Consider the following 19,790-nt stretch of genomic DNA (forward strand, 5'->3'; position numbering starts at 1 on the left):
GCCGGCTCAGCTACGCTCGCGTGTGCGGCGCCGGTCGGAACAGCGCCCTCGGTTTTCTGTCTGCTGCCTAGTCTCTCACCCAATTTCACCATGACCCAATCCAAACTCAAACGCGGCCTGCAAACTCAGATCGTGCGTGCCGAAGACCAGCTCACGCCAGGCTTCGAATCGTTCTCGATGCCGGTAACGCGGGCTTCGACGGTCGTGTTCCCGGACCTCGCGACCATGCGCGCGCTCGACTGGAAAAACGACGCGCAATGGCGCTATGGCCTGCACGCCACGCCGACTTCGCTCGCGCTGGCGCAGCGGCTTGCCACCATCGAGGGCGGCCATCATGCGTTGTTGCAGCCTTCGGGGTTGTCGGCTATTTCGAACGTGTACTTCGGCCTTGTGAAGGCCGGCGACGACGTGCTGATTCCCGATAACGTCTACTCGCCGAACCGCGATCATGGCGATTGGCTGGCGCGCGATTTCGGTATCACCGCGCGCTACTACGATCCGATGATCGGCGCGGGGATCGCGGATCTGATCCAGCCGAACACACGATTGATCTGGCTCGAAGCGCCTGGCTCGGTCACGATGGAAGTGCCCGACGTGCCCGCTATCACCGCGGTGGCGCGCGCGCGCAACGTCGTCACGGCAATCGACAATACCTGGTCCGCAGGACTCGGTTTCCGGCCGTTCGATCACGGCGTGGATATCTCGGTGCAGGCCTTGACCAAATACCAGTCGGGCGGCGGCGACGTGTTGATGGGCGCGACAATCACCGTCGATCGCGAATTGCATCTGAAGCTGAAGGCGGCGCGCATGCGCATGGGGATCGGCGTGTCGTCGGATGACTGTTCGCTGATTTTGCGCAGCCTGCCGAGCATGCAACTGCGCTTCGAAGCGCATGACCGAGCGGCGCTTGGCCTCGCCACATGGCTGAAGACACGTCCGGAAATTGCCGCGGTCTTGCATCCGGCGTTGTCCGACTGTCCGGGACATGAGTTTTACAAACGCGACTTTACGGGCGCGGGCGGACTTTTCTCGGTCGTGTTCGACGAGCGTTACAGTGCGGCGCAAATCGACACGTTCTGCGAGTCGCTCGAGCTGTTTTCGCTCGGCTGGAGCTGGGGCGGCGCGCACAGTCTTGCGATGCCCTACGACGTCGCCTCGATGCGCACCGCAGGGCAATGGCCGTATCGCGGTACGCTGGTGCGGTTCTACATCGGCCTGGAAGAAGAAGCCGATCTGCGCGCGGATATTGAACAGCGGCTGGTGGCGCTGGGTTAAGCACCCGCGCAGGTTGTTGAAGGCGGAAAAAGCCCATCGGGACGCGGTCCCGATGGGCTTTTTCTTTTGTCAAGATAGCCAGTAAGCCTAACCATTCGGCTGAATGGTCGGCGCTGGATCCCGACGCTACGATGGTGCGCACCACAACTACCCATTACCGCACGATGGTGAGCTTCGAAGAATCTATTTTTCTAAATGTTGCTGAATCTTGGCGTGCCGATTGTCGGCCCGATCTTTACGCTCGCGCTCGCCGCACTCACGCACGGCTCGCGCGTCGCGAAGGCGTTGATCGCCGCATCGGTGAAAGACGGCCAACTGTTCTGGTGTGCGATTGGATTGTGTGCGGCCGCGGTTTATGAGGCGGTGACCGCGCTGGAGGTGGGGCGCGACGGAATGCCCATCCTGAAGGGCGCCATTGCTGGATTCTGCATGCTGGCATTCGCCTGTTCGAGCATCGTGATGTTGTCTTTGGTCAATGCGCATCATGCCGAGGCAACCCCATGCATTCGTGACGGGCAGAAACGGTTTGTTACCGGGGCATTTCGCGCACGGCAATCGTGATTTCGATTCTGGCAACATCTCTTGCTGCTGTACTGTTTGTAATCCTACATGTGCACCTGAACTAGATTTTTTAGATAACGCATCTTTTATACTGATCTACTTTTGGGAGGCGCTAATGGACAAATTATTCACGTTTCTGCAATCTGACGAAAACTACGCTCGCGTTCTGAAGTGGCACGGCGCTGTGATCATCATCACTGGGATCAGCATGTTGGCCCTGTTCCTGTTCGCGGGTTTCAAAAAATAGTGTTCCTGCCCGCGCTGGCCGTCATTGCATCGGCCAGCGCAACTTAAGCTTCACCACAATCGCAGCAGCCCATCCAACCCAACGTAGTTGAACGCCACGCTGGCTGCTTCGCGTACCACCGGCTTCGCGCGGAATGCGACGGAAAGTCCCGCAGCGGCCATCATTTTCAGATCGTTCGAACCGTCGCCCATCGCAATCGCGCGCGTGGGTTCGATACCCAGTTGGGCGCATGTCTCGCGCAACGTACGTGCTTTCACATCGGCGTTGACGATCTCGCCGGTCACGTTGCCAGTCAACTTGCCATCAACGATTTCGAGTGTGTTCGCGCGCGTGAAATCGAGGCCGAGCCGAGCCTTCAGTTTTTCGGTGAAGAACGTGAATCCACCGGACACCAGCAGCGTTTTCAATCCCGCCGCTTGCGCGCCGGCCAGCATCTGTTCGGCCCCCGGCGAGAGTTTCAGCCGTTCTTCATAAACGCGTTCGAGCGCGCCGGCGTCGAGTCCCTTGAGGAGCGCCACGCGGCGCGTCAGGCTCTCGTTGAAGTCCTTGATTTCGCCGCGCATCGAGGCTTCCGTGATCGCGGCCACTTCTGCTTTCAACCCGCAAAAGTCGGCGATTTCATCGATGCATTCGATCGTGATCAGCGTCGAGTCCATGTCCATCGCAACAAGGCCGAAGTCACGCAACTGGCGGCCGGCTTCGACAAACGCGTAGTCCAGTTGATGCGTGCCGCAATAGACTTCGAGGTCGGCGCGCTGCGCAATGTTCGCATCGGCAATGCGAATCGCGTTCGCGTCGATGACGGCGGCGTGCGAGCCGCGCGCGAGCGCGACGAGCGTCTTGTGGTGGTCGACGGAAAGGGGCGCGGTGCTTTGGATGACGAGGTTCATGGTCGACGCATTGACGCTGATAAGGACGGCCGCGCGACGCGCGCGGAAAATCCCGCCATTGTAACGGGTCAGTGACAGGCGACCCACCGGGGACGTCCGGTAACCGAACGCCAACCGAGCGGCAAACCAGCAGCCGGCGACACCCTCGTCAGGTCATCCTCTATGCAATCATCCGGCGCCCGCGTCATACTGGCGCTTCGAACGACGCCCCGCAGCCATCGAGCCTGGCGAGTCCGTGCGCCATTGAGGCGCGCGGCACACCGTCCACGGCATGCATTGGCACCCATGACGAGGCGCACCACACGGAGACAAGCCATGCCCCCCGCGATCGCCAGCGACGCATCCACTCTTGCGCGCGACTTCGACCTGCGCCACCTGAGCCCCGCCTTCTACGCCGACCCGTACCCGGTCTATCATGCGCTGCGCACGCATGAGCCGGTTAAACGCATGCCGGACGGCTCGCTGTTCCTGACGCGTTTTCGCGACGTGCAGGCGGTCTACCGCGACCCGAAAACCTTCAGTTCCGACAAGACCGTCGAATTCAAGCCGAAGTACGGTGACTCGCCGCTCTACACCCATCACACCACCAGTCTGGTCTTCAACGACCCGCCGCGTCATACCCGGGTGCGCAAACTGATCGCCGGCGCGCTGACGGCGCGCGCGATCGCGGCCATGGAACCAGGCCTGATCCGTCTCGTCGATGGCTTGCTTGATGCGGCCGCGGCGCGTGGCCGGATCGATCTGATCAGCGAGTTCGCGTCGGCGATTCCGGTCGAGATCATCGGCAATCTGCTGGATGTGCCGCATGCCGAGCGCGCGCCGTTGCGCGACTGGTCGCTGGCGATACTCGGTGCGCTGGAGCCGTCGCTCAGCGAGGCGCAACTCGAACGGGGCAACCGCGCGGTCAGCGAATTCGTCGACTATCTGCGCGATCTGGTGACGCGGCGCCGGCGTGAACCCGGCGATCCGCAGCACGACGTGCTGACGCGGCTGATTCAGGGCGAGGAGGGCGGCGAGCAGTTGTCGGAAGCGGAACTGCTGCAAAACTGCATCTTCATCCTGAACGCCGGTCACGAGACCACCACGAATCTGATCGGCAACGGTCTCGTTACGCTGATCGACTGGCCGGAACAGCGCGCCGCATTGTTGCGAGAGCCGGCGCTGATCGAGGCGGCGATCGAAGAATGTTTGCGCTTCGAGAGCTCGAATCAGCTCGGCAACCGGATGGCCACCGTCGACACAGAGATCGGCGGTGTCGCGGTGCCACGCGGTACGCCTGTCACACTGTGCATCGGCGCGGCCAACCGCGACCCCGAGCAGTTCGCGCAACCGGACCGCTTCGACATTCGGCGCGAGCCGAACCGGCATCTGGCGTTCGGCTTCGGCATCCACCAATGCGCAGGCTTGTCGCTCGCGCGACTCGAGGCGCGCATTGCCATTGAGCGTTTCGTGCAGCGTTTTCCGGCGTACCGGCTCGACGGCGAGCCGACGCGCGGTGGGCGCGTGCGGTTTCGCGGCTTCGCCGCGGTGCCGCTCGAACTCGAACCGACCGGCGGCGCTCCGTATCTTTTGCCGACATGACGCAAGACTTACAGCCGATACCCGCGGCGGCCAGCACCGCGCCGCGCCAGTCATAGCCGGAAAACCGTGGCACGCTTGCTGCTTCACCGAAGGTCCTAGGCCTTGGGGAGCGCACGATGGCACACATGATCTGGAAGGGCGCAATCAGCTTCGGCCTGGTCCACGTACCGGTGCAGTTGTATCCGGCGACGCAGTCGGAGAAAGTCGGGTTCAATCTGCTGGACAAGCGCACGATCGATCCGATCGGCTACAAGCAGATCAACAAGCGCACCGGCAAGGATGTGACGCGCGAGAACATCGTGCGCGGCTTCGAGTACGAAAAGGACAAGTACGTCGTCCTCTCGGACGACGAAATTCGCTCGGCCAATCCGGAGTCGACCCAGACGGTCGATATCCTCGCCTTCGTCGAGGCCCCGGACATCTCGTTTCTCTATCTCGACACGCCATACTTCCTGACGCCCGACCGCAAAGGCGAAAAGGTCTATGCATTGCTGCGCGAAGCGATGAAAGCGTCGGGCAAGATCGGCGTGGCGAGCGTCGTGCTGCACAACAAGCAGCATCTTGCGGCGCTGATTCCGGTCGGACCGGTGCTGGCATTGAACACGCTGCGCTGGGCCGCCGAAGTGCGCGACTTCGACGACTTCAAGCTGCCGCCTGACGGTATGAAGGCGGCCGGTGTCACCGCGCGCGAACTCGACATGGCGAAAAAGCTGATCGACGACATGAGCGACGCGTGGGATCCCGCGCAGTATCACGACACGTTCCGCGACGACATCATGGCGCTGGTCGACCGCAAGATTCGCGCGGGTAAGACCGAGGAAATCACCGAGGTCGAAGCGCCGCACGAATCGCGTCAATCCGCCGACATTCTGGATTTGTCCGACCTGCTCAAGCGCAGCCTCGGCCGCGGCAAAGGCAAGCCGGCTGCGGGGGCGCGCAAGCGTGCCGCGGACGATGACGAAGAGGCCGCCGATGCCGATGCCGATGCCGGTGACGAGCCAGCCGCACCAGCCCGCAAGAAGCCGCGCGCGGCGCGCACCGCGAGTACGAGCCGCGGCGGCAAGAGCGGCGGCGCCAGCGCGAAGGCGGCGCCGGCGGCACGCAAACGCCGTGCCGCGGCGTGATCGCTCGATTGATCGCTGAGTGCTCGATACGCCGCGCCAGGTCCACTCGCAACGAGGTCCACCTCCATGAGCGACAGGCTCGATCTCTACAACCGCAAGCGCCGTTTCGACGACACGCCGGAGCCGTCGGGCGCGGCTGCGCGCAAGAAAGCGGGCAGTAGAACCGCGGCGCGTGATTCGAACCAGACGCTCTCCTATGTGATTCAGGAGCACGACGCGCGGCGCTTGCACTACGACTTCCGGCTCGAACTGAACGGTACCTTGCTGTCATGGGCGGTGCCCAAGGGACCGAGTCTCGACCCGTCGGTGAAACGGCTCGCGGTGCATGTCGAGGATCATCCAGTCGAATACGGCTCGTTCGAAGGCGAAATCCCACCTGGCAATTACGGCGCCGGAACGGTGATCGTATGGGATCGCGGCACGTGGGAGCCGGTCGGCGGCGCAGCGGAGGCGGCCAGGTCGTATAAGGCGGGCAAGCTCAAATTCCGGCTCTCCGGCGACAAACTGCACGGCGGCTGGACGCTGGTGCGCAGTCATATGCGCGGCAGCGGCGACAAGGAGCAGTGGCTGCTGATCAAGGAGCGCGACGACGAAGCTCGCGATGAAAGCGAATATGACGTCCTGAAGAAACGTCCAGGCAGCGTGCTGGCCGGCAGTGCGCCGGTGGGCAAAGGCGCAAGGTCCACGCGATCCAAAGCCGGTGCAAAAGACTCCCCACCCTCAACAACAACCGCTAAGGGCCGCGCAAAAGCCGCCTCTTCAAACCGCGCCGACCCCAAAAAAACCGACATCGTAGCCACGCGCACCACGCAGTCGCTACGCGAGCTTGCCGCGTCGCCCTCGATCAAAGGTGCGCTCAAGGCCGCGTTGCCCGCCACCTTCAAGCCACAACTGGCGACGCTTGTCGACACCGCGCCACCCGGCGACGATTGGGCATACGAAATCAAGTTCGATGGCTACCGTGTGCTGGTCCGCATCGAACGAAAAGCGAAGACCAGTCCGGTCACGGTGTTCACACGGGCGGGCAACGACTGGACGGCAAAGTTCAGCAAGCAGGTGAAGGCGTTCGAGCGACTCGATATCGACAGTGCGTGGCTCGACGGCGAAGCCGTGGTGCTCGATAAAAACGGCGTGCCGAATTTTCAGGCGCTGCAAAACGCGTTCGACTCGAACCGTCCGCAGGACATCGTCATCTATCTGTTCGACATCCCGTTCCTGAATGGCTACGACTTGCGCGGCGTGCCGCTTGAACAACGCCGCGCGATTTTGCGCGCATTGATGGACGGCCACGACGGCAAAGAGAGCGACGACGAAGTATTGCGTTTCTCCAACGACTTCGCGTTCAGCGCCGACGATCTGCTGAAGAGCGCATGCGACATGGCGCTCGAAGGCATCATCGGCAAACGGCGCGACAGCGGCTACGCATCGGGGCGCTCGTCGTCGTGGATCAAATTGAAATGCCGGCGGCGCCAGGAGTTCGTGATTGGCGGCTATTCGGAGCCCTCGGGCAGCCGCGCGGCGTTCGGTGCGCTGTTGCTCGGCGTGCACGACGGCAAGGGCAAGTTGCAATACGCCGGACGGGTCGGCACGGGTTTCGACGCGCCGTTGCTGCGCTCGGTCAAGAAGGAACTCGATGCGCACGAGACCAAACGTATGCCGTTCGCCAGCGCGCCGCGCGAGCGAAGCAGGACGCCGGTGCATTGGGTCGAGCCGGTACTCGTCTGCGAATGCAATTTCGCTGAATGGACGAGCGATGGCATCGTGCGGCAGGCGTCGTTCGTGAGTCTGCGCGAGGACAAGCCGGCGCGGCAGATCGTCAAGGAAGCACCCCGCAAAGGAGCCGATGTGCAAGAGCAAACCGATACCGCATCCGAGGCCGTGCCGAAGAAGCGCGCGGCGAAAAAGACCGCTGCGGGTGCCGCAGCCGAGCCCGCTAAAAAGAGCGCCGCCAGGACATCTGCGACGAAAGCGGCCGCGACCAGAATCTCTGCAGCAAAGACGTCGGCAAAAAACTCGCCGGCAGCGAAAGCGGCAGCAGCCAGCACGCCCGCAACAAAAACCACCGCGATGAAATCAAAAGCGTCCGCGACCCCTGCAGAAGTTGCGGGCGTTCGCGTCTCCCATCCCGATCGTGTCATCGACAAGAGCACCGGCACCCGCAAGATCGATCTCGTGCAGTACTACGAGTCGGTGGCCGACTGGATGCTGCCGCATCTGCGGGATCGCCCGGTGTCGCTGGTGCGTGCACCCGAGGACATCGGCGGCGAGCTGTTTTTCCAGAAGCACAGCCAGAAACTGTCGATTCCGAACGTCACGCAACATCCTGGACTCGACCCCGGCCATCCGCCGCTGATTACCGTCGACATGCTTAAAGCGCTGGTCGGTGCCGCGCAGATGGGCACGGTCGAATTCCACACGTGGAATGCCGTGGTGTCGAACATCGAAAAACCCGATCGCATGGTGTTCGATCTCGACCCCGATGCATCGCTCGGGTGGGAGCGGATGATCGAGGCCGCGCAACTGACGCGCTCGCTGCTCGAGGAACTTGGGCTGACTTCGTTTTGCAAGACGAGCGGCGGCAAAGGGTTCCATGTCGTGGTGCCGCTCGCGAAGCAAGCCGGCTGGGACGAAGTGAAGGCGTTCTCGCAAGCGGTTGCGCAGCATATGGCGACGACGCTGCCCAAGTACTTCAGCGCGAAGATGGGTGCGCAGAATCGCAAGCAGAAGATATTCGTCGATTATCTGCGCAACAACCGGGGCTCGAGTACGGTAGCGGCATTTTCGGCGCGCGCCCGGCCGGGTCTGGGCGTTTCCGTGCCGCTCTCATGGGACGAAGTCGCCACGACGACGAGCGGCGATCAATGGACCATCGAAAACGTACACGAGCGTCTCGAAGACCTGAAACGCGACCCGTGGGCGGACTATGCGAAGACGCGTCAGCGCATCACCACGGCAATGAAAAAACGTCTGGACGAAGCGCAGTGACCGCGATCCAGCCGAACTCATTCAATCTGAACAGGAGCAAGTCATGAAGGCCACACCGCAATCGTCCGACGGCGACAAGCAAGCCGACCCGCATGCAAAGAAGCATCCGCGATCGATGCAGGAGGCGTCCGCGCCGTTGCCCCACGAAACCGATCAGGACCCGGAGTCGCAGCACGAGGACAATCCGCGGCATGTCGGCAAGCAGGCGCATAGCGACGTCGAGCGCGGACTCAAGGATACGGACCGCCGTGGCGGCGACGAGTATCAGCAAAAGACGCAGAATGACGCGCACACGGATGTCAATTCCGATGGCAAGGCAGGGGCTGGCGGGCGCGGCAAACGCTGAGGGTGCCGGTGAGTTGCTTCGCGAGGAACCTTCGCGGTGTGCCGGTCCAGCGCCGGGCTCATTGCGGATCAGCGTCCCAATAAGGCGGATCCCCAAAATGCCCGGCAAGGAATTCGATGAACGCGAGCGCCCTGGGCGGCACAAACGCACGACTCGGACATACCGCCCAGATCGCCACATTCTCCGCGAGCGGATAGCTGTCGAGCACGCTCACCAGTTCGCCGCTGCGCAGATACGGCGCCACGTCCCAGGTCGATTTGAGCGCGATGCCGAAACCATTTAGCAACGCGTCGCGAATCACTTCGCCGTTGTCGGTGACGAGGCGTCCGCTCACCCGCACCTCGAGCGGGCCGGCGGGCGTCACGAAGGCCCAGTCGCGCTGGTCTGACAGGATCATGCATTCATGCTGCGCGAGGTCCGACGGATGATGCGGCATTCCATGCGCGGCGAGATAGGCGGGCGCGGCGCACAGCACGCGGCGGTTCACTGCGAGGCGCCGCGCCACCAGCGACGAATCCTTGAGTACGCCAACGCGGATGGCCACGTCGATGCCCGCGTCGACCAGATCGATCAACTGATCCGTCAGCCGCAGATCGACGCTCACCCCTGGATAGCGGCGCAGGAATTCGCAGATCACCGGCGACACGTGCTGCCGCCCGAACGACGACGACATCGACACCCGCAAGCGTCCCTGCGGCTCGGCCTGCGCGCGGCCCACCGACGCGCGTGCGGTGTCGGCCGCGTCGAGCAGCGCCTGAGCGCGTGTCATGAACACTTCGCCATCTTGCGTGAGACTGATGCGGCGTGTGGTCCGATGCAGTAGCCGTGCGCCGAGCAGCCTTTCCAACTGCGCGATGCGCGAACTCGCGACCGCCGCCGAGAGGCCAAATTCGCGGCCAGCCGCCGACACGTTGGCCAGCAGGGCGGCCCGCACGAACAGGGCAACGTCGAGCAGATCGAGCCGTTCCCGTTCGCTGGACGAGGGTTTGGCGGTGGGTTTTGCAACAGGTGTCGCGGAATCAGCGGGAAGGTCCATTCTTCTGAAATTCAAAAAGATGTTTCAGCCATTATGATGCTTTTATGAAAAGAAAAACCACCTTAGGATGACCTCCATGCAATCGATTGCTGGCGCGGCGCCCAACGCAGCGCGGCAACGGTCGCCGACTTCTCAACCTCATCTGAAAGAACAGGAGCTGTGATGAAAGCCGTAGGCCTCTATCGTTATTTGCCGATCGATCAAGCTGAATCGCTGGTCGACGTCGAGATTCCCACACCCGAAGCCACCGGCCGCGATCTGCTGGTGAAGGTCGAAGCCATTTCCGTCAATCCGGTCGACACCAAGGTGCGGGCGCCGAAAGACACCGTCGAGAAAGCGCCGCGTGTGCTCGGCTGGGACGCCGCCGGCACGGTGGTGGCGGTCGGTCCGGAGGTCACGCTGTTCAAGGTCGGCGATCCGGTTTTCTACGCGGGCAGCATCACGCGGCCGGGGGCGAATAGCGAGTTTCATCTGGTCGACGAGCGCATTGTCGGGCGCAAACCGGCGTCGCTCGATTTCACCCACGCCGCGGCGTTGCCGTTGACCGCGATCACCGCCTGGGAGGCGCTCTTCGACCGCCTCGGCGTGTCGCCGCAAGGCGCGGACGAAGGCCGCACGGTGCTGATCATCGGCGGGGCGGGCGGGGTCGGTTCGATCGGTATCCAGTTGGCCAAACAGCTCGCGAAGCTGAAAGTGATCGCGACCGCTTCGCGTCCCGAGTCGGCCAAATGGGCCACGGAGCTGGGCGCGGATCATATCGTCGATCACTTCGACGACATGCCCGCGCAACTGAAAAAGCTCGGCATCGACCAGGTCGATTACGTGCTGATCTTCAACGACACCGACAAGAATTTCCCGGCGGCTGCCGAAGCGATCAAGCCGCAGGGCGGCATCTGCTCGATTGTCGAAAACAGTCGCCCGGTGCCGATCGAATTGTTGAAGGCGAAAAGCGCCGCGTTTCACTGGGAGTTCATGTACACGCGTTCGATGTTCGGCACCCCGGACATGATCGAGCAACATAAGCTGCTGACAGAAGTGGCGCGTCTCGTCGACGCGGGCACCTTGCGCACGACGGTCGGCCAGGATATCGGCAAGATCAACGCGGCGAATCTGCGCCGTGCGCATCAGTTGCTCGAAGCGGGACGCGCGATCGGCAAGCTGGTGCTGACGGGCTTCTGAACGGCTTGAGGTTGGCGTTTCTGTCACATCGAACGCGCAGAAAGCGCTTCAACGCAAGGCGGGTAACACCCAATTCGCAGGAAGCGCGCGCGGCGCCGCTTGGCGGTAGACTGGTGGGGCATCATGCTAAAACGGTTGCGTGTCTCGCGGCTCGTCTGGCCGGGTCCCAACGGGCATCATCAGCCTCATCAGGCTTCGGTCAGGCGGTGCAGTGGCTATAGCGCTTAAGCGGGCGCGCAGCGGCACAACAACGAGGTGACAGTATGAGCTCCAGCTTCAAACTCTCCGCCGTTTCAGTTGTCGCTTCTCTCGCGTGCGCGCTCGCGCCCGGCATGTTCGTGCCGGCGGCCCGCGCAGCCACACCGATCACGGTGACGTCGCAGTCCGCCCTCGACGGTCCGATCCGTTACACGGTCCGCGTCACGTCGAAACAGTTCGGCAATTCACAGGAAACGCGCACGATCCGCTCCGGCGAATCGGACGATTTCACGTGGAAAACCGTGCCGCCCGGCGGTCCCGTGCCCGCCACGGATAGCTGCCCGAATTACGCGTCGCTGCCGGTCGATACCAACGGCGCGATGATTCGCCAGACGCAGATCCGCTTTGCGCCGGTGGTCGGCGGTGACGGCACCGCGTCCGTGCAATTGAGCTTCCAGGCGCAGACGCCACATGGCGTGAAGACGGTGACGAGCGGCGGCAAAACGCTCAAGTGTCCGAACGACGTGACCGTCAGCCAGATTCTGCGTTTTACGATGCCGACCAACGGCAGCACGAAGACGCTGACGCTCAATGACGGCACCGAAGTGGCCGTGACCGCGAAACGTTGACGCGTACCTGACGCGACGGTGGGCTGAGCGGCGAGCCGGCGACGCAAGCTCGTCGGCCTGTGCGCGTTGGTTGTGTCGATGAACGCCACTCAGCGCCGCTCACCGCCACTCACCGCCGCGCCGCGGCCCGCTCAACCAGCCGTCCCGCGAGAAACCGGTGCTCCGCCGAGAACAGCCGCCGATACGTGAGCAGCACCGCACCCACCGTTCCCAAGGCTGACGCCGCCGCGATCAGGAACATGATCACGATCTGATAGCGCACCGCCTGCAACGGCGACTGACCGGCCAGCACCTGCCCGGTCATCATGCCGGGCAAACTCACCACGCCGACCACGGCCATCTGATTCAGCGTGGGCATCATGCCCGCCCGTACCGCCTGGCGCGCCGGTGCCTGAGCCGCCTCCCAGCGCGTCGCGCCGAGCGCGAGCGCCATGTCCACACGGTCACGCCGCGCGGTCAACTCCTCGGTCATCCGTTCAATACCGAGCGACACACCGGTGAGCGTATTGCCGAGGATCATGCCGAGAATCGGAATCGCATACTGCGGCTCATACCAGGGATGAATGCGGATCACGACGAAGAGTCCGACCGCGGCAACCAGCCACGAACTGACCCAGATCGACAGCACACTGTCCGCACGTTGGCCCGCATACGTGCGGCTGCCGCGCTGCGCGCCCGCCAGGCCGGCGATCAGCGTCATCACGATCATCAAGGGCAGCACCACGAACCAGTGGTCGTAACGGAACACCCAGCCGAGCACATAGCCGATTGCCAGCAACTGCACGACGGTGCGCACCGCCGCCCACGCGAGCTTGCGTTCGAGGTCCAGCTTGAGCGCCACCGACACCACGCCGTTCACCACGATCAGCAACGCGGCGATTGCGACGTCCCAGAGACTCAGGTTTTGCAAGGTCATCGGTCGAGCTCCCGAGGCGCGTGCGTTGGCGCGGATTCATCTAGCACACCGGCGCGCATCGTCAGGTGCCGCTCGCTCATGCGTGCGGCCTGCGCCGGATCGTGCGACACCCAGATCGACGCATGCCGGCCCGGCTCGGCGTCAAACCATGCATGCACCAGGCCTTCGATCGCGTGCGACGACTCCGGGTCGAGTGAGGCGGTGGGTTCATCGAGCAGCAGCACTTCGGGCGCAAGTTGCAGAACCCGGATCAGCGCGGTGATCTGCGCCTCGCCGCCGGACAACTCGCTCGCACGCTTGTCGAGAAAATCATCGGCACGGCCGGCCTGGGCGGCGAGGTGCGCGGCGCGCGCGCGATCGAAGCGCACGTCGCGATAGGTCCGCAATTCGAACGGATAACGCAGATTGTCCTCGACGCTGCCGTCGAGCAGCGCGGGCCGCTGCCGGATATACGCGACGTTGCGCCGGTAGCGCGGAATGGCGGCGCGCTCGACCGGCGCACCATGCCACATGATGCGTCCGGCATCGAGCGGATCGAGCAGGGCGAGGGCGCGCAGAAACACGCTCTTGCCCGACCCCGATGGACCGGTGATCGCGACGCGGTCGCCCGCGCGGAGCGCGAAGCGGGTCGGTTGCAGCAGTGTTTGGCCGCGCAAGGCATCGCGTCGGGCGATGCCCTCGGCGAGGACGAAGGGAACATCGGTCATGAGTTGGATCGTGGTGGATTTTTTGCGTTGAATCAGGCGCCGGACTGAGACGTTGCAACGGGGTTTTAGTTGACGGCAAGCTGTGCCCGAATTATTGCGCGAACCCGCGCTCGAACTGCGTGACATGATGACATGACACCTGGTGGCCACGACCGCCAGGCACGATACGTGCTGCCCCGATCCACAACGAAGAACAAGGCGGAGCTTCTCAATGGCAGTGTCGAGCACGATTGGAAGGCGGATAGGCAAAATCATCGCATGGCTGGTGGCGATCATCGTCGTTCTGATTGTCGCGCTGATCATTTTCATTCTGACCTTCGACTGGAACCGGGCCCGCCCTTACATCGACGACAAGGTCACCCAGGCGATCGGCCGGCCGTTCGCGATCAACGGCGATCTGAAAGTAGGCTGGCGGCATCCGGTCGGCGAAACCGGCTGGCGGGGCTGGGTCCCCTGGCCGCGTTTCTCGGCGGCCAATATCACGATCGGCAACCCCGACTGGACCCAACAACCGCACTTCGCCACGCTCGATGAAATCGACTTCGAGGTCAAGGTGCTGCCGCTGCTCGCGCACGACATTGTGATTCCCGCGATCAACCTCGTGAATCCGTCGGTGGATCTCGAGCGTCTGGTCGATGGGCGCAACAACTGGACCTTCAAACTGCCGGCTTCCACGGGTCCTTCCGAATGGAAGCTCGATCTGCACGACATCGCGTTTGCCAAGGGCAATATCGCGCTGTCCGATCAGCAGAAGAAGGTCGAGATGCAGATGGCCATCGATACGCTCGGTCAACCGATTCCGATCGGCGAGGCCATGAAGCAGCAGGAGGCGGCCTCGCGCAGTGCCTCGGCGGAAGCGATCGGCAAGGCCGGCGCAAACAAGCTCACCGCACAGGCTAATGCGCAGGCCGCGTCGGAAGCGGCGGCGGCTTCCGCGGCGGCGGCGTCCGGCGCGTCGTCGACGGATATCACCGCATCGGGCACGACGGCGGCGAATGGCGCGTCGGGTGCGCTGGCGGCCGGTGGGTCGGGCGGTGCAAGTGGAGTGAATGGAGCAAGCGGAGCAAGCGGTGCAAGCGAGAGCGCGGCGGTGGCTTCCGCGTCGAACGCCAGCGAAGCCGGCACGGCGAACAGCGCGAAACCGGTGATTCCGCCGTATGCGATCGGTTGGACCGTCAAGGGGACGTACAACAAGACGCCGGTATCCGGCAGCGGCAAGGTGGGCGGCGTGCTGGCGTTGCAGGACGCGAACCGGCCGTTCCCGGTGCAGGCCGATGTGAAGGCCGGCGATCTGCACGTCGGCCTCGTGGGCACGATCACCGATCCGGCGCATCTCGCCGCAGTCGATTTGCGTCTCTGGCTGCAAGGTAACAGCCTCGCGCGCCTTTATTCGCTGACCGGCGTGACCTTGCCCGACACGCCGCCGTATGCAACCGAGGGGCGGCTGGTCGGTCAGTTCAAGTCCAGCGGCAACGTCTTCAAGTATGAAAATTTTACAGGCCGGGTGGGCGGCAGCGATCTGAATGGCTCGCTGATCTATACGGCACGTCAACCACGTCCGCTGTTGCAGGGCGAACTGGTGTCGCATCTGCTGCAATTCTCCGATCTGGCGCCGATCATCGGCGCGGACTCGAACGCGAGCAAGGCCAAGCGGGGTGATGCGACGGCGCAACCGTCCAACAAGGCGTTGCCGGTCGAAGAGTTCCGCACCGACCGCTGGAAGGCGATCGACGCCGACGTCAAGTTCACGGGACGGCGAATCGTCAAGGACACCAACCTGCCGATCACGGACGTGTATACCCACGTCGTGATGACCGACGGCGTGCTATCGCTCGAGCCGCTGAAGTTCGGCGTGGCGGGCGGCTCGCTGTCATCGAATATTCATCTGGACGGCAGCACGACGCCGCTGAAGGGTCGCTTCGCGACCTCGGCACGGCATCTGAAGCTCAAGCAGTTGTTCCCGAGCGTCAAGACGATGCAGAACGCGCTCGGTGAAATCAACGGCGACGCCGCGCTGACCGCGACGGGCAATTCGCCGGCGGCGTTGGCGGCGACGTCGAATGGCGAGGTGAAGGCCCTGGTCACCGATGGCACGGTGAGCCGTCTGCTGATGGAAGCAGCAGGGCTGAACGTGGCCAACGTGGTCTATGAAAAGCTGTTCGGCAAACGCGACGTGAAGATCAACTGCGCCGCGGCGGACTTTGTCGCGACGAACGGCGTACTGGATTCGCGTGTCTTCGCGCTCGACACGGATGACGCGGTGATCGACATCGACGGCAATGTAAATATGCGCGACGAGACGATGGATCTTGGCGTGCATCCGCATACGAAGGGATTCCGGGTTTTCTCGCTGCGTTCGCCGCTGTATGTGAAGGGGACCTTCAAAGACCCGCACGTGGGCGTGAATGCCGCCGCACTGGCACTGCGAGGCGGCGCCGCTGTCGGACTCGGCCTGATCAATCCGTTTGCGGCACTGATTCCGCTGTTGGCGCCTAGCAACAACAAACCGCTGCCGTGCGCGCAGTTGCTGTCCCAGGTTCGGCAGGCGCCAAGCGCGCCGCCGCCGGGCGTCAAGCAGCAGCCAAAAACGGCGATTTCCCTCGACGGCGCGCCCGTCAACAAATCGTCGGGCGGCGCTTCCGCACCGGCTGCGTCCGAAAAGAAACCTGCGGTCGTGTCGCCGGCCAGTGCGGCCGAATATAAGGGGAGCTGATGTTTTTTGCCCTGCCCGCGGATTGGTGGAGTTGGACCGTCGGCGCTGCCCTTTCCTTGATTTTCTTGTGGCTGATCAGCGTTCCCCCGCCACCGGGCGAGCCTTGACTGCACAGCGGGAAAAAGGAAAGACGATGCCGCAGGCGCGCGGGCGAACCAGCGCCGCGCGGGCGAACGGGAAATGGCAGAAAGAGATCAGCGCCGCGGACGTAGGGACAACGGCGCTGCCACAGGAAGGAACAAGAAAAAGGACTTACCTTAACGAGCGCGGCGCGGCATCCCCCGCAGCATCCTGCCTGCGAACCCCGCGGCGGGCGCTCCCCACGCGGGTCGCGCCAAATTCCGTCAGAATCTTGCCGCGAGCGCGGCTCGCAAAGACCAGGAATCCAAAGCCATCGGCCTCATACCAGTACCCGCCGTTCTCGAGTCCATCGAGCGGCTGTTCCAATGCATTGGTAATGGATTCGATGCAACGCCGCCGCAATTCGGCGGGCGCGGGATAGGGCGGTTGTGCGCCTCGTACGCTGCACAGAAGAACGTCGAGCCCGGGCAGCACATGCGCATAGAGCACCGGCTCGTCTTGCGCACGAGCGCGCGCGATTTTGGTGTCGAGCTGACCGAACGGCTTGAAATGCCGTAGTACCGCGAGGAACGACTCATCGCCGTCCACCTTCGCGCGCCTACGCTTTTTCGGGAAGGACATAAAAATTCGCCTGAAAAAGAATTGCAAGAAACGCAGCGTCCTCATGCGACAACTCCCGGCTTCGCGCGCCGCACGTCGATCTTTTATAGCATACGACAAGGCCGGATTCACGATGATTCGACGACTGCGCCGTCTCACCGCCTCCCGCACGAATCATGCCGAACCGCCTCGCCGCGCGCTTTCGCTTCCCAGCACCTCTGTCTCCATCATAGACGCACGCGCCGCCGAAAAAACATCTCGCACCAATAAAAAAGTCATTTTTGTGTGGGCGAGCGCATCTTGCCGCTACGTTGAAATATCTCACATTCACGTCGATAATGGCCCGTCCGCTCGTTGCGCGGTGGGCGCGCCAATCTGGCACCGCGAGAGCCCGCCCGCACACGGCGAGGCATGCGGTCCGGGCGTGCCGCCGCGGCATGAGTGACCCTTCGCGACCCTTCGGGCGAACATGAAACTATTCACCAAGGGTCTGCTGCTGATTGCAGTGCCGAGCGTGGTCGAGCTGGCGCTTCTGGGCGTCGTCTTCGATACCCAGGAGCAGACAGCGCAGGCCGCGCAGTGGGTCAGCAACAGCAAACAGATCCTTTATCAGTCGTCGGCCATGATCGATCCGCTGCTGCGTCAGGCCGCGCGGGTCCGCACGAGCATGGTAGTGGGCGACCCGTCGTTTATCGACCGTCACACCGTCTGGGTCGATCTCGGCGACCGGCTTTCGAATCTCGAGACGCTGGTGGCCGATACGCCGCAACAGGTCGAGCGCGTGCGCAAGATGCAGCAGGCAATCGACGCGTATCGCGAGCAGGCTGCCACGGTCTCGCAGGCGCTGCACGCCGGACGCCACCTGAATTCGTTTGCCTCGTTGGACAGCGGCGCGCTCCCACTGCAGATTGCATTGTTTCGCAACGAGCTCGCTGATTTTACTAACGAGGCTTCGCGGCTCGACGCCGAGCGCGGCGCGGCCCTGGCACGACGCCGCGAACGCCAGCAATACGCGCTGATCGCCGCGGTGCTGGGTTCGATGCTGATCTGGGCGGCCACCGCCATGGTGTTTGCGCGCAGCATCGGGCGGCGGCTGGAGGTGTTGACGGATAATGCCGAACGTCTGGGCAATGGGCGGCAACTCGCGGCGCCGCTCTCCGGCAGCGACGAAATTGCCGCGCTCGACGCGGTGCTGCATCAGACCGGCGCGCGCCTGCGCGAGGCCGAAAGCGAGCAGGCCCTGCTGAAAGCACGGCTCGAAGCGCGCGCGGGGGAACTGGCGGGCGTCAACGAGGAGCTGCGCCAGGAGACGCAAGACAACGAAATGTTCATCTATAGCGTGTCGCACGATCTGCGCTCGCCGTTGGTGAATCTGCAGGGCTTTTCGAAAGAATTGCAAGTGTCGTGCGATGAACTGGACAGCATCGTCGTGGCGGCGAAACTGCCGGAGGCCGAGCACCGGCGTATGGTGCATATCCTCGACGGCGATGTGCGCGAATCGCTGCACTATTTGCGCACCGCGGTGACGCAGGCGGCGTCGATCATCGACGCGTTATTGCGGATCTCGCGTGCCGGCCGGCTCGAATACCAGTGGCAGCGGGTGAGTGTCGGACGGGTAGTGGGCCGCGTGGTCGATGCGCTGCAGAGTGCGATCGGGCAGCGCAAAGCGGTGGTCACCGTGCGCGAATTGCCGCCCGCATGGGGCGATCCGGGTGCGATCGAACAGATTTTCAGCAACCTGATCGGCAACGCGATCAGTTATCTCGACCCGGCGCGCCATGGGCGCATCGAGATCGGCGCGCTGGAGCCGGAGCTGGAAGCGCTCGATGAAAGGGAGCCGCGCGCGTTGCGCACGCGCACCTATTATGTGCGCGACAACGGCCTCGGAATTCCAGCGGCGTATATGTCGAAGGTATTCCGGGCGTTTCAGCGTCTGCACGGAGACGTCGCGAACGGCGACGGTATCGGCCTCGCGATGGTGCGGCGGATGGTGGAACGGCATGGCGGCCGCGTGTGGGTCGAGTCGGCGGAAGGCGCGGGGTCGACCTTTTTCGTCGTGTTGCCGGAACAGCCCGCACGCCTTTGAGCCAGAATTGAGCCGGGTTGAGCCGTAATGCGTCGCAGGGGACACTGTGGGGACAGTGAAAGCACTATGCAAAAATGGATTGTCAGCACGGAGGGCATATGAGTCACGGGGAAACGGTCAGCATCGTGCTGATCGAAGATGACGACGGCCACGCCACGCTGGTCGAGCGCAATCTGCGCCGTGCCGGTATTTCGAACGGTTTCGTGCGCTTTCGCGATGGCCAGCAGGCACTCGATTATTTCTTCGGCTCCGCGCCGGCGGACGCCGCCGCGAGCCCCTACCCGCCTCGCGAGGATCTGACGAATTTCGTCGTGCTGCTCGATCTGAAAATGCCGCGCGTGGACGGCTTCGAGGTGTTACGGCGACTGAAGGATTCGCCGCAGACCGCCGCGGTGCCCGTGATCGTGCTGACCACGACCGACGATCCACGTGAAATCGCGCGCTGCTACGAACTCGGCTGCAACGTCTACATCACCAAGCCGGTCGAGTACGATGCGTTCATCGAAGCGGTGCGCCGTCTCGGCTTCTTCCTGCAGGTGGTCAAGTTGCCGCCAGGGCACCGCCTGACAGCACCGTGACAGAAGCCGCTGTTGTGAAGGCGCTCCGAAAGCAGCCCGTGACAAGATAACCACGCCA

At 63.2% G+C, this 19,790-nt stretch carries 16 protein-coding genes; 11 read left to right on the forward strand and 5 right to left on the reverse strand.

Going from position 1 to position 19,790, the window contains the following annotated elements; all coding sequences use genetic code 11:
* The first annotated feature begins 90 nt into the window (after nucleotides 1-90).
* Nucleotides 91-1,275 (forward strand): cystathionine beta-lyase, encoded by a 1,185-nt coding sequence (locus PQR53_RS17270; protein ID WP_408456035.1) that lies wholly within the window; start codon nucleotides 91-93, stop codon nucleotides 1,273-1,275.
* Between the two features lie 195 nt (nucleotides 1,276-1,470).
* A complete protein-coding gene (locus tag PQR53_RS17275; RefSeq protein WP_408456038.1) occupies nucleotides 1,471-1,836 on the forward strand; it encodes a hypothetical protein in 366 nt (121 codons plus the stop codon).
* Nucleotides 1,837-2,133: 297 nt separating this feature from the next.
* On the opposite strand, the gene serB is transcribed toward PQR53_RS17275, so the two are convergent.
* On the reverse strand, nucleotides 2,134-2,973 hold the full coding sequence (gene serB / locus PQR53_RS17280) for a phosphoserine phosphatase SerB (RefSeq protein ID WP_408456040.1): 840 nt from the start codon (nucleotides 2,971-2,973) through the stop codon (nucleotides 2,134-2,136).
* 315 nt (nucleotides 2,974-3,288) lie between these two features.
* Between serB and PQR53_RS17285 the strand changes: the two genes are divergently transcribed.
* The 4 genes from PQR53_RS17285 (at nucleotide 3,289) to PQR53_RS17300 (ending at nucleotide 9,009) form a co-directional block, all read left to right on the forward strand.
* Nucleotides 3,289-4,554 carry a cytochrome P450 gene (locus tag PQR53_RS17285; protein ID WP_408456042.1) on the forward strand — a complete coding sequence of 422 codons (1,266 nt, stop codon included), beginning with the start codon at nucleotides 3,289-3,291 and terminating at the stop codon, nucleotides 4,552-4,554.
* Nucleotides 4,555-4,670: 116 nt separating this feature from the next.
* Complete coding sequence (ku, locus tag PQR53_RS17290; protein WP_408456044.1) at nucleotides 4,671-5,678, forward strand: non-homologous end joining protein Ku; 1,008 nt, start codon at nucleotides 4,671-4,673, stop codon at nucleotides 5,676-5,678.
* A gap of 66 nt (nucleotides 5,679-5,744) precedes the next feature.
* A complete protein-coding gene (gene ligD / locus PQR53_RS17295; protein ID WP_408456046.1) occupies nucleotides 5,745-8,663 on the forward strand; it encodes a DNA ligase D in 2,919 nt (972 codons plus the stop codon).
* Nucleotides 8,664-8,706: 43 nt separating this feature from the next.
* Complete coding sequence (locus PQR53_RS17300) at nucleotides 8,707-9,009, forward strand: hypothetical protein (protein ID WP_408456048.1); 303 nt, start codon at nucleotides 8,707-8,709, stop codon at nucleotides 9,007-9,009.
* 58 nt (nucleotides 9,010-9,067) lie between these two features.
* Here the strand turns inward: PQR53_RS17300 and PQR53_RS17305 are convergent, their stop codons facing one another.
* Nucleotides 9,068-10,045, reverse strand: coding sequence for a LysR family transcriptional regulator (locus PQR53_RS17305; RefSeq protein ID WP_408456051.1), 978 nt, complete (start codon nucleotides 10,043-10,045; stop codon nucleotides 9,068-9,070).
* A 162-nt stretch (nucleotides 10,046-10,207) separates the two neighbouring features.
* On the opposite strand from PQR53_RS17305, the gene PQR53_RS17310 reads away from it, so the two are divergent.
* Entirely contained in the window at nucleotides 10,208-11,224 is a 1,017-nt protein-coding gene (locus PQR53_RS17310) for a zinc-binding alcohol dehydrogenase family protein (protein ID WP_408456054.1), read from the forward strand.
* Between the two features lie 263 nt (nucleotides 11,225-11,487).
* A complete protein-coding gene (locus tag PQR53_RS17315; RefSeq protein ID WP_408456056.1) occupies nucleotides 11,488-12,051 on the forward strand; it encodes a DUF6013 family protein in 564 nt (187 codons plus the stop codon).
* Nucleotides 12,052-12,160: 109 nt separating this feature from the next.
* Here PQR53_RS17315 and PQR53_RS17320 read toward each other — a convergent pair whose 3' ends face one another.
* Nucleotides 12,161-12,967 carry an ABC transporter permease gene (locus PQR53_RS17320; RefSeq protein WP_408456058.1) on the reverse strand — a complete coding sequence of 269 codons (807 nt, stop codon included), beginning with the start codon at nucleotides 12,965-12,967 and terminating at the stop codon, nucleotides 12,161-12,163.
* Nucleotides 12,964-13,674, reverse strand: coding sequence for an ABC transporter ATP-binding protein (locus PQR53_RS17325; protein ID WP_408456061.1), 711 nt, complete (start codon nucleotides 13,672-13,674; stop codon nucleotides 12,964-12,966). The genes PQR53_RS17320 and PQR53_RS17325 overlap by 4 nt, the downstream gene beginning before the upstream one ends.
* A 211-nt stretch (nucleotides 13,675-13,885) precedes the next feature.
* Here PQR53_RS17325 and PQR53_RS17330 point away from each other — a divergent pair, with 211 nt between their 5' ends.
* A complete protein-coding gene (locus tag PQR53_RS17330) occupies nucleotides 13,886-16,387 on the forward strand; it encodes an AsmA family protein (RefSeq protein WP_408456064.1) in 2,502 nt (833 codons plus the stop codon).
* Nucleotides 16,388-16,639: 252 nt separating this feature from the next.
* Here PQR53_RS17330 and PQR53_RS17335 read toward each other — a convergent pair whose 3' ends face one another.
* On the reverse strand, nucleotides 16,640-17,134 hold the full coding sequence (locus PQR53_RS17335) for a hypothetical protein (RefSeq protein ID WP_408223265.1): 495 nt from the start codon (nucleotides 17,132-17,134) through the stop codon (nucleotides 16,640-16,642).
* A gap of 403 nt (nucleotides 17,135-17,537) precedes the next feature.
* On the opposite strand from PQR53_RS17335, the gene PQR53_RS17340 reads away from it, so the two are divergent.
* Together PQR53_RS17340 and PQR53_RS17345 are read left to right on the forward strand one after the other, a co-directional pair.
* Nucleotides 17,538-19,154 (forward strand): sensor histidine kinase, encoded by a 1,617-nt coding sequence (locus PQR53_RS17340; RefSeq protein WP_408456066.1) that lies wholly within the window; start codon nucleotides 17,538-17,540, stop codon nucleotides 19,152-19,154.
* A gap of 98 nt (nucleotides 19,155-19,252) precedes the next feature.
* A complete protein-coding gene (locus PQR53_RS17345; protein WP_408456068.1) occupies nucleotides 19,253-19,732 on the forward strand; it encodes a response regulator in 480 nt (159 codons plus the stop codon).
* Nucleotides 19,733-19,790: the final 58 nt, after the last annotated feature.

Origin of the sequence: Paraburkholderia fungorum (genome assembly GCF_046027605.1) — a bacterium.
Taxonomy (GTDB): Bacteria; Pseudomonadota; Gammaproteobacteria; order Burkholderiales; family Burkholderiaceae; genus Paraburkholderia; species Paraburkholderia fungorum_F.

Coding starts and splice junctions, on each gene's coding strand:
- PQR53_RS17285 (WP_408456042.1), top strand. CDS start 3,289: ATGCCCCCCGCGATCGCCAGCGACGCATCCACTCTTGCGCGCGACTTC.
- PQR53_RS17275 (WP_408456038.1), top strand. CDS start 1,471: ATGTTGCTGAATCTTGGCGTGCCGATTGTCGGCCCGATCTTTACGCTC.
- PQR53_RS17345 (WP_408456068.1), top strand. CDS start 19,253: ATGAGTCACGGGGAAACGGTCAGCATCGTGCTGATCGAAGATGACGAC.
- serB (WP_408456040.1), bottom strand. CDS start 2,973: ATGAACCTCGTCATCCAAAGCACCGCGCCCCTTTCCGTCGACCACCAC.
- PQR53_RS17270 (WP_408456035.1), top strand. CDS start 91: ATGACCCAATCCAAACTCAAACGCGGCCTGCAAACTCAGATCGTGCGT.
- PQR53_RS17340 (WP_408456066.1), top strand. CDS start 17,538: ATGAAACTATTCACCAAGGGTCTGCTGCTGATTGCAGTGCCGAGCGTG.
- PQR53_RS17325 (WP_408456061.1), bottom strand. CDS start 13,674: ATGACCGATGTTCCCTTCGTCCTCGCCGAGGGCATCGCCCGACGCGAT.
- PQR53_RS17320 (WP_408456058.1), bottom strand. CDS start 12,967: ATGACCTTGCAAAACCTGAGTCTCTGGGACGTCGCAATCGCCGCGTTG.
- PQR53_RS17305 (WP_408456051.1), bottom strand. CDS start 10,045: ATGGACCTTCCCGCTGATTCCGCGACACCTGTTGCAAAACCCACCGCC.
- PQR53_RS17330 (WP_408456064.1), top strand. CDS start 13,886: ATGGCAGTGTCGAGCACGATTGGAAGGCGGATAGGCAAAATCATCGCA.
- PQR53_RS17335 (WP_408223265.1), bottom strand. CDS start 17,134: ATGAGGACGCTGCGTTTCTTGCAATTCTTTTTCAGGCGAATTTTTATG.
- ku (WP_408456044.1), top strand. CDS start 4,671: ATGGCACACATGATCTGGAAGGGCGCAATCAGCTTCGGCCTGGTCCAC.
- PQR53_RS17310 (WP_408456054.1), top strand. CDS start 10,208: ATGAAAGCCGTAGGCCTCTATCGTTATTTGCCGATCGATCAAGCTGAA.
- ligD (WP_408456046.1), top strand. CDS start 5,745: ATGAGCGACAGGCTCGATCTCTACAACCGCAAGCGCCGTTTCGACGAC.
- PQR53_RS17315 (WP_408456056.1), top strand. CDS start 11,488: ATGAGCTCCAGCTTCAAACTCTCCGCCGTTTCAGTTGTCGCTTCTCTC.
- PQR53_RS17300 (WP_408456048.1), top strand. CDS start 8,707: ATGAAGGCCACACCGCAATCGTCCGACGGCGACAAGCAAGCCGACCCG.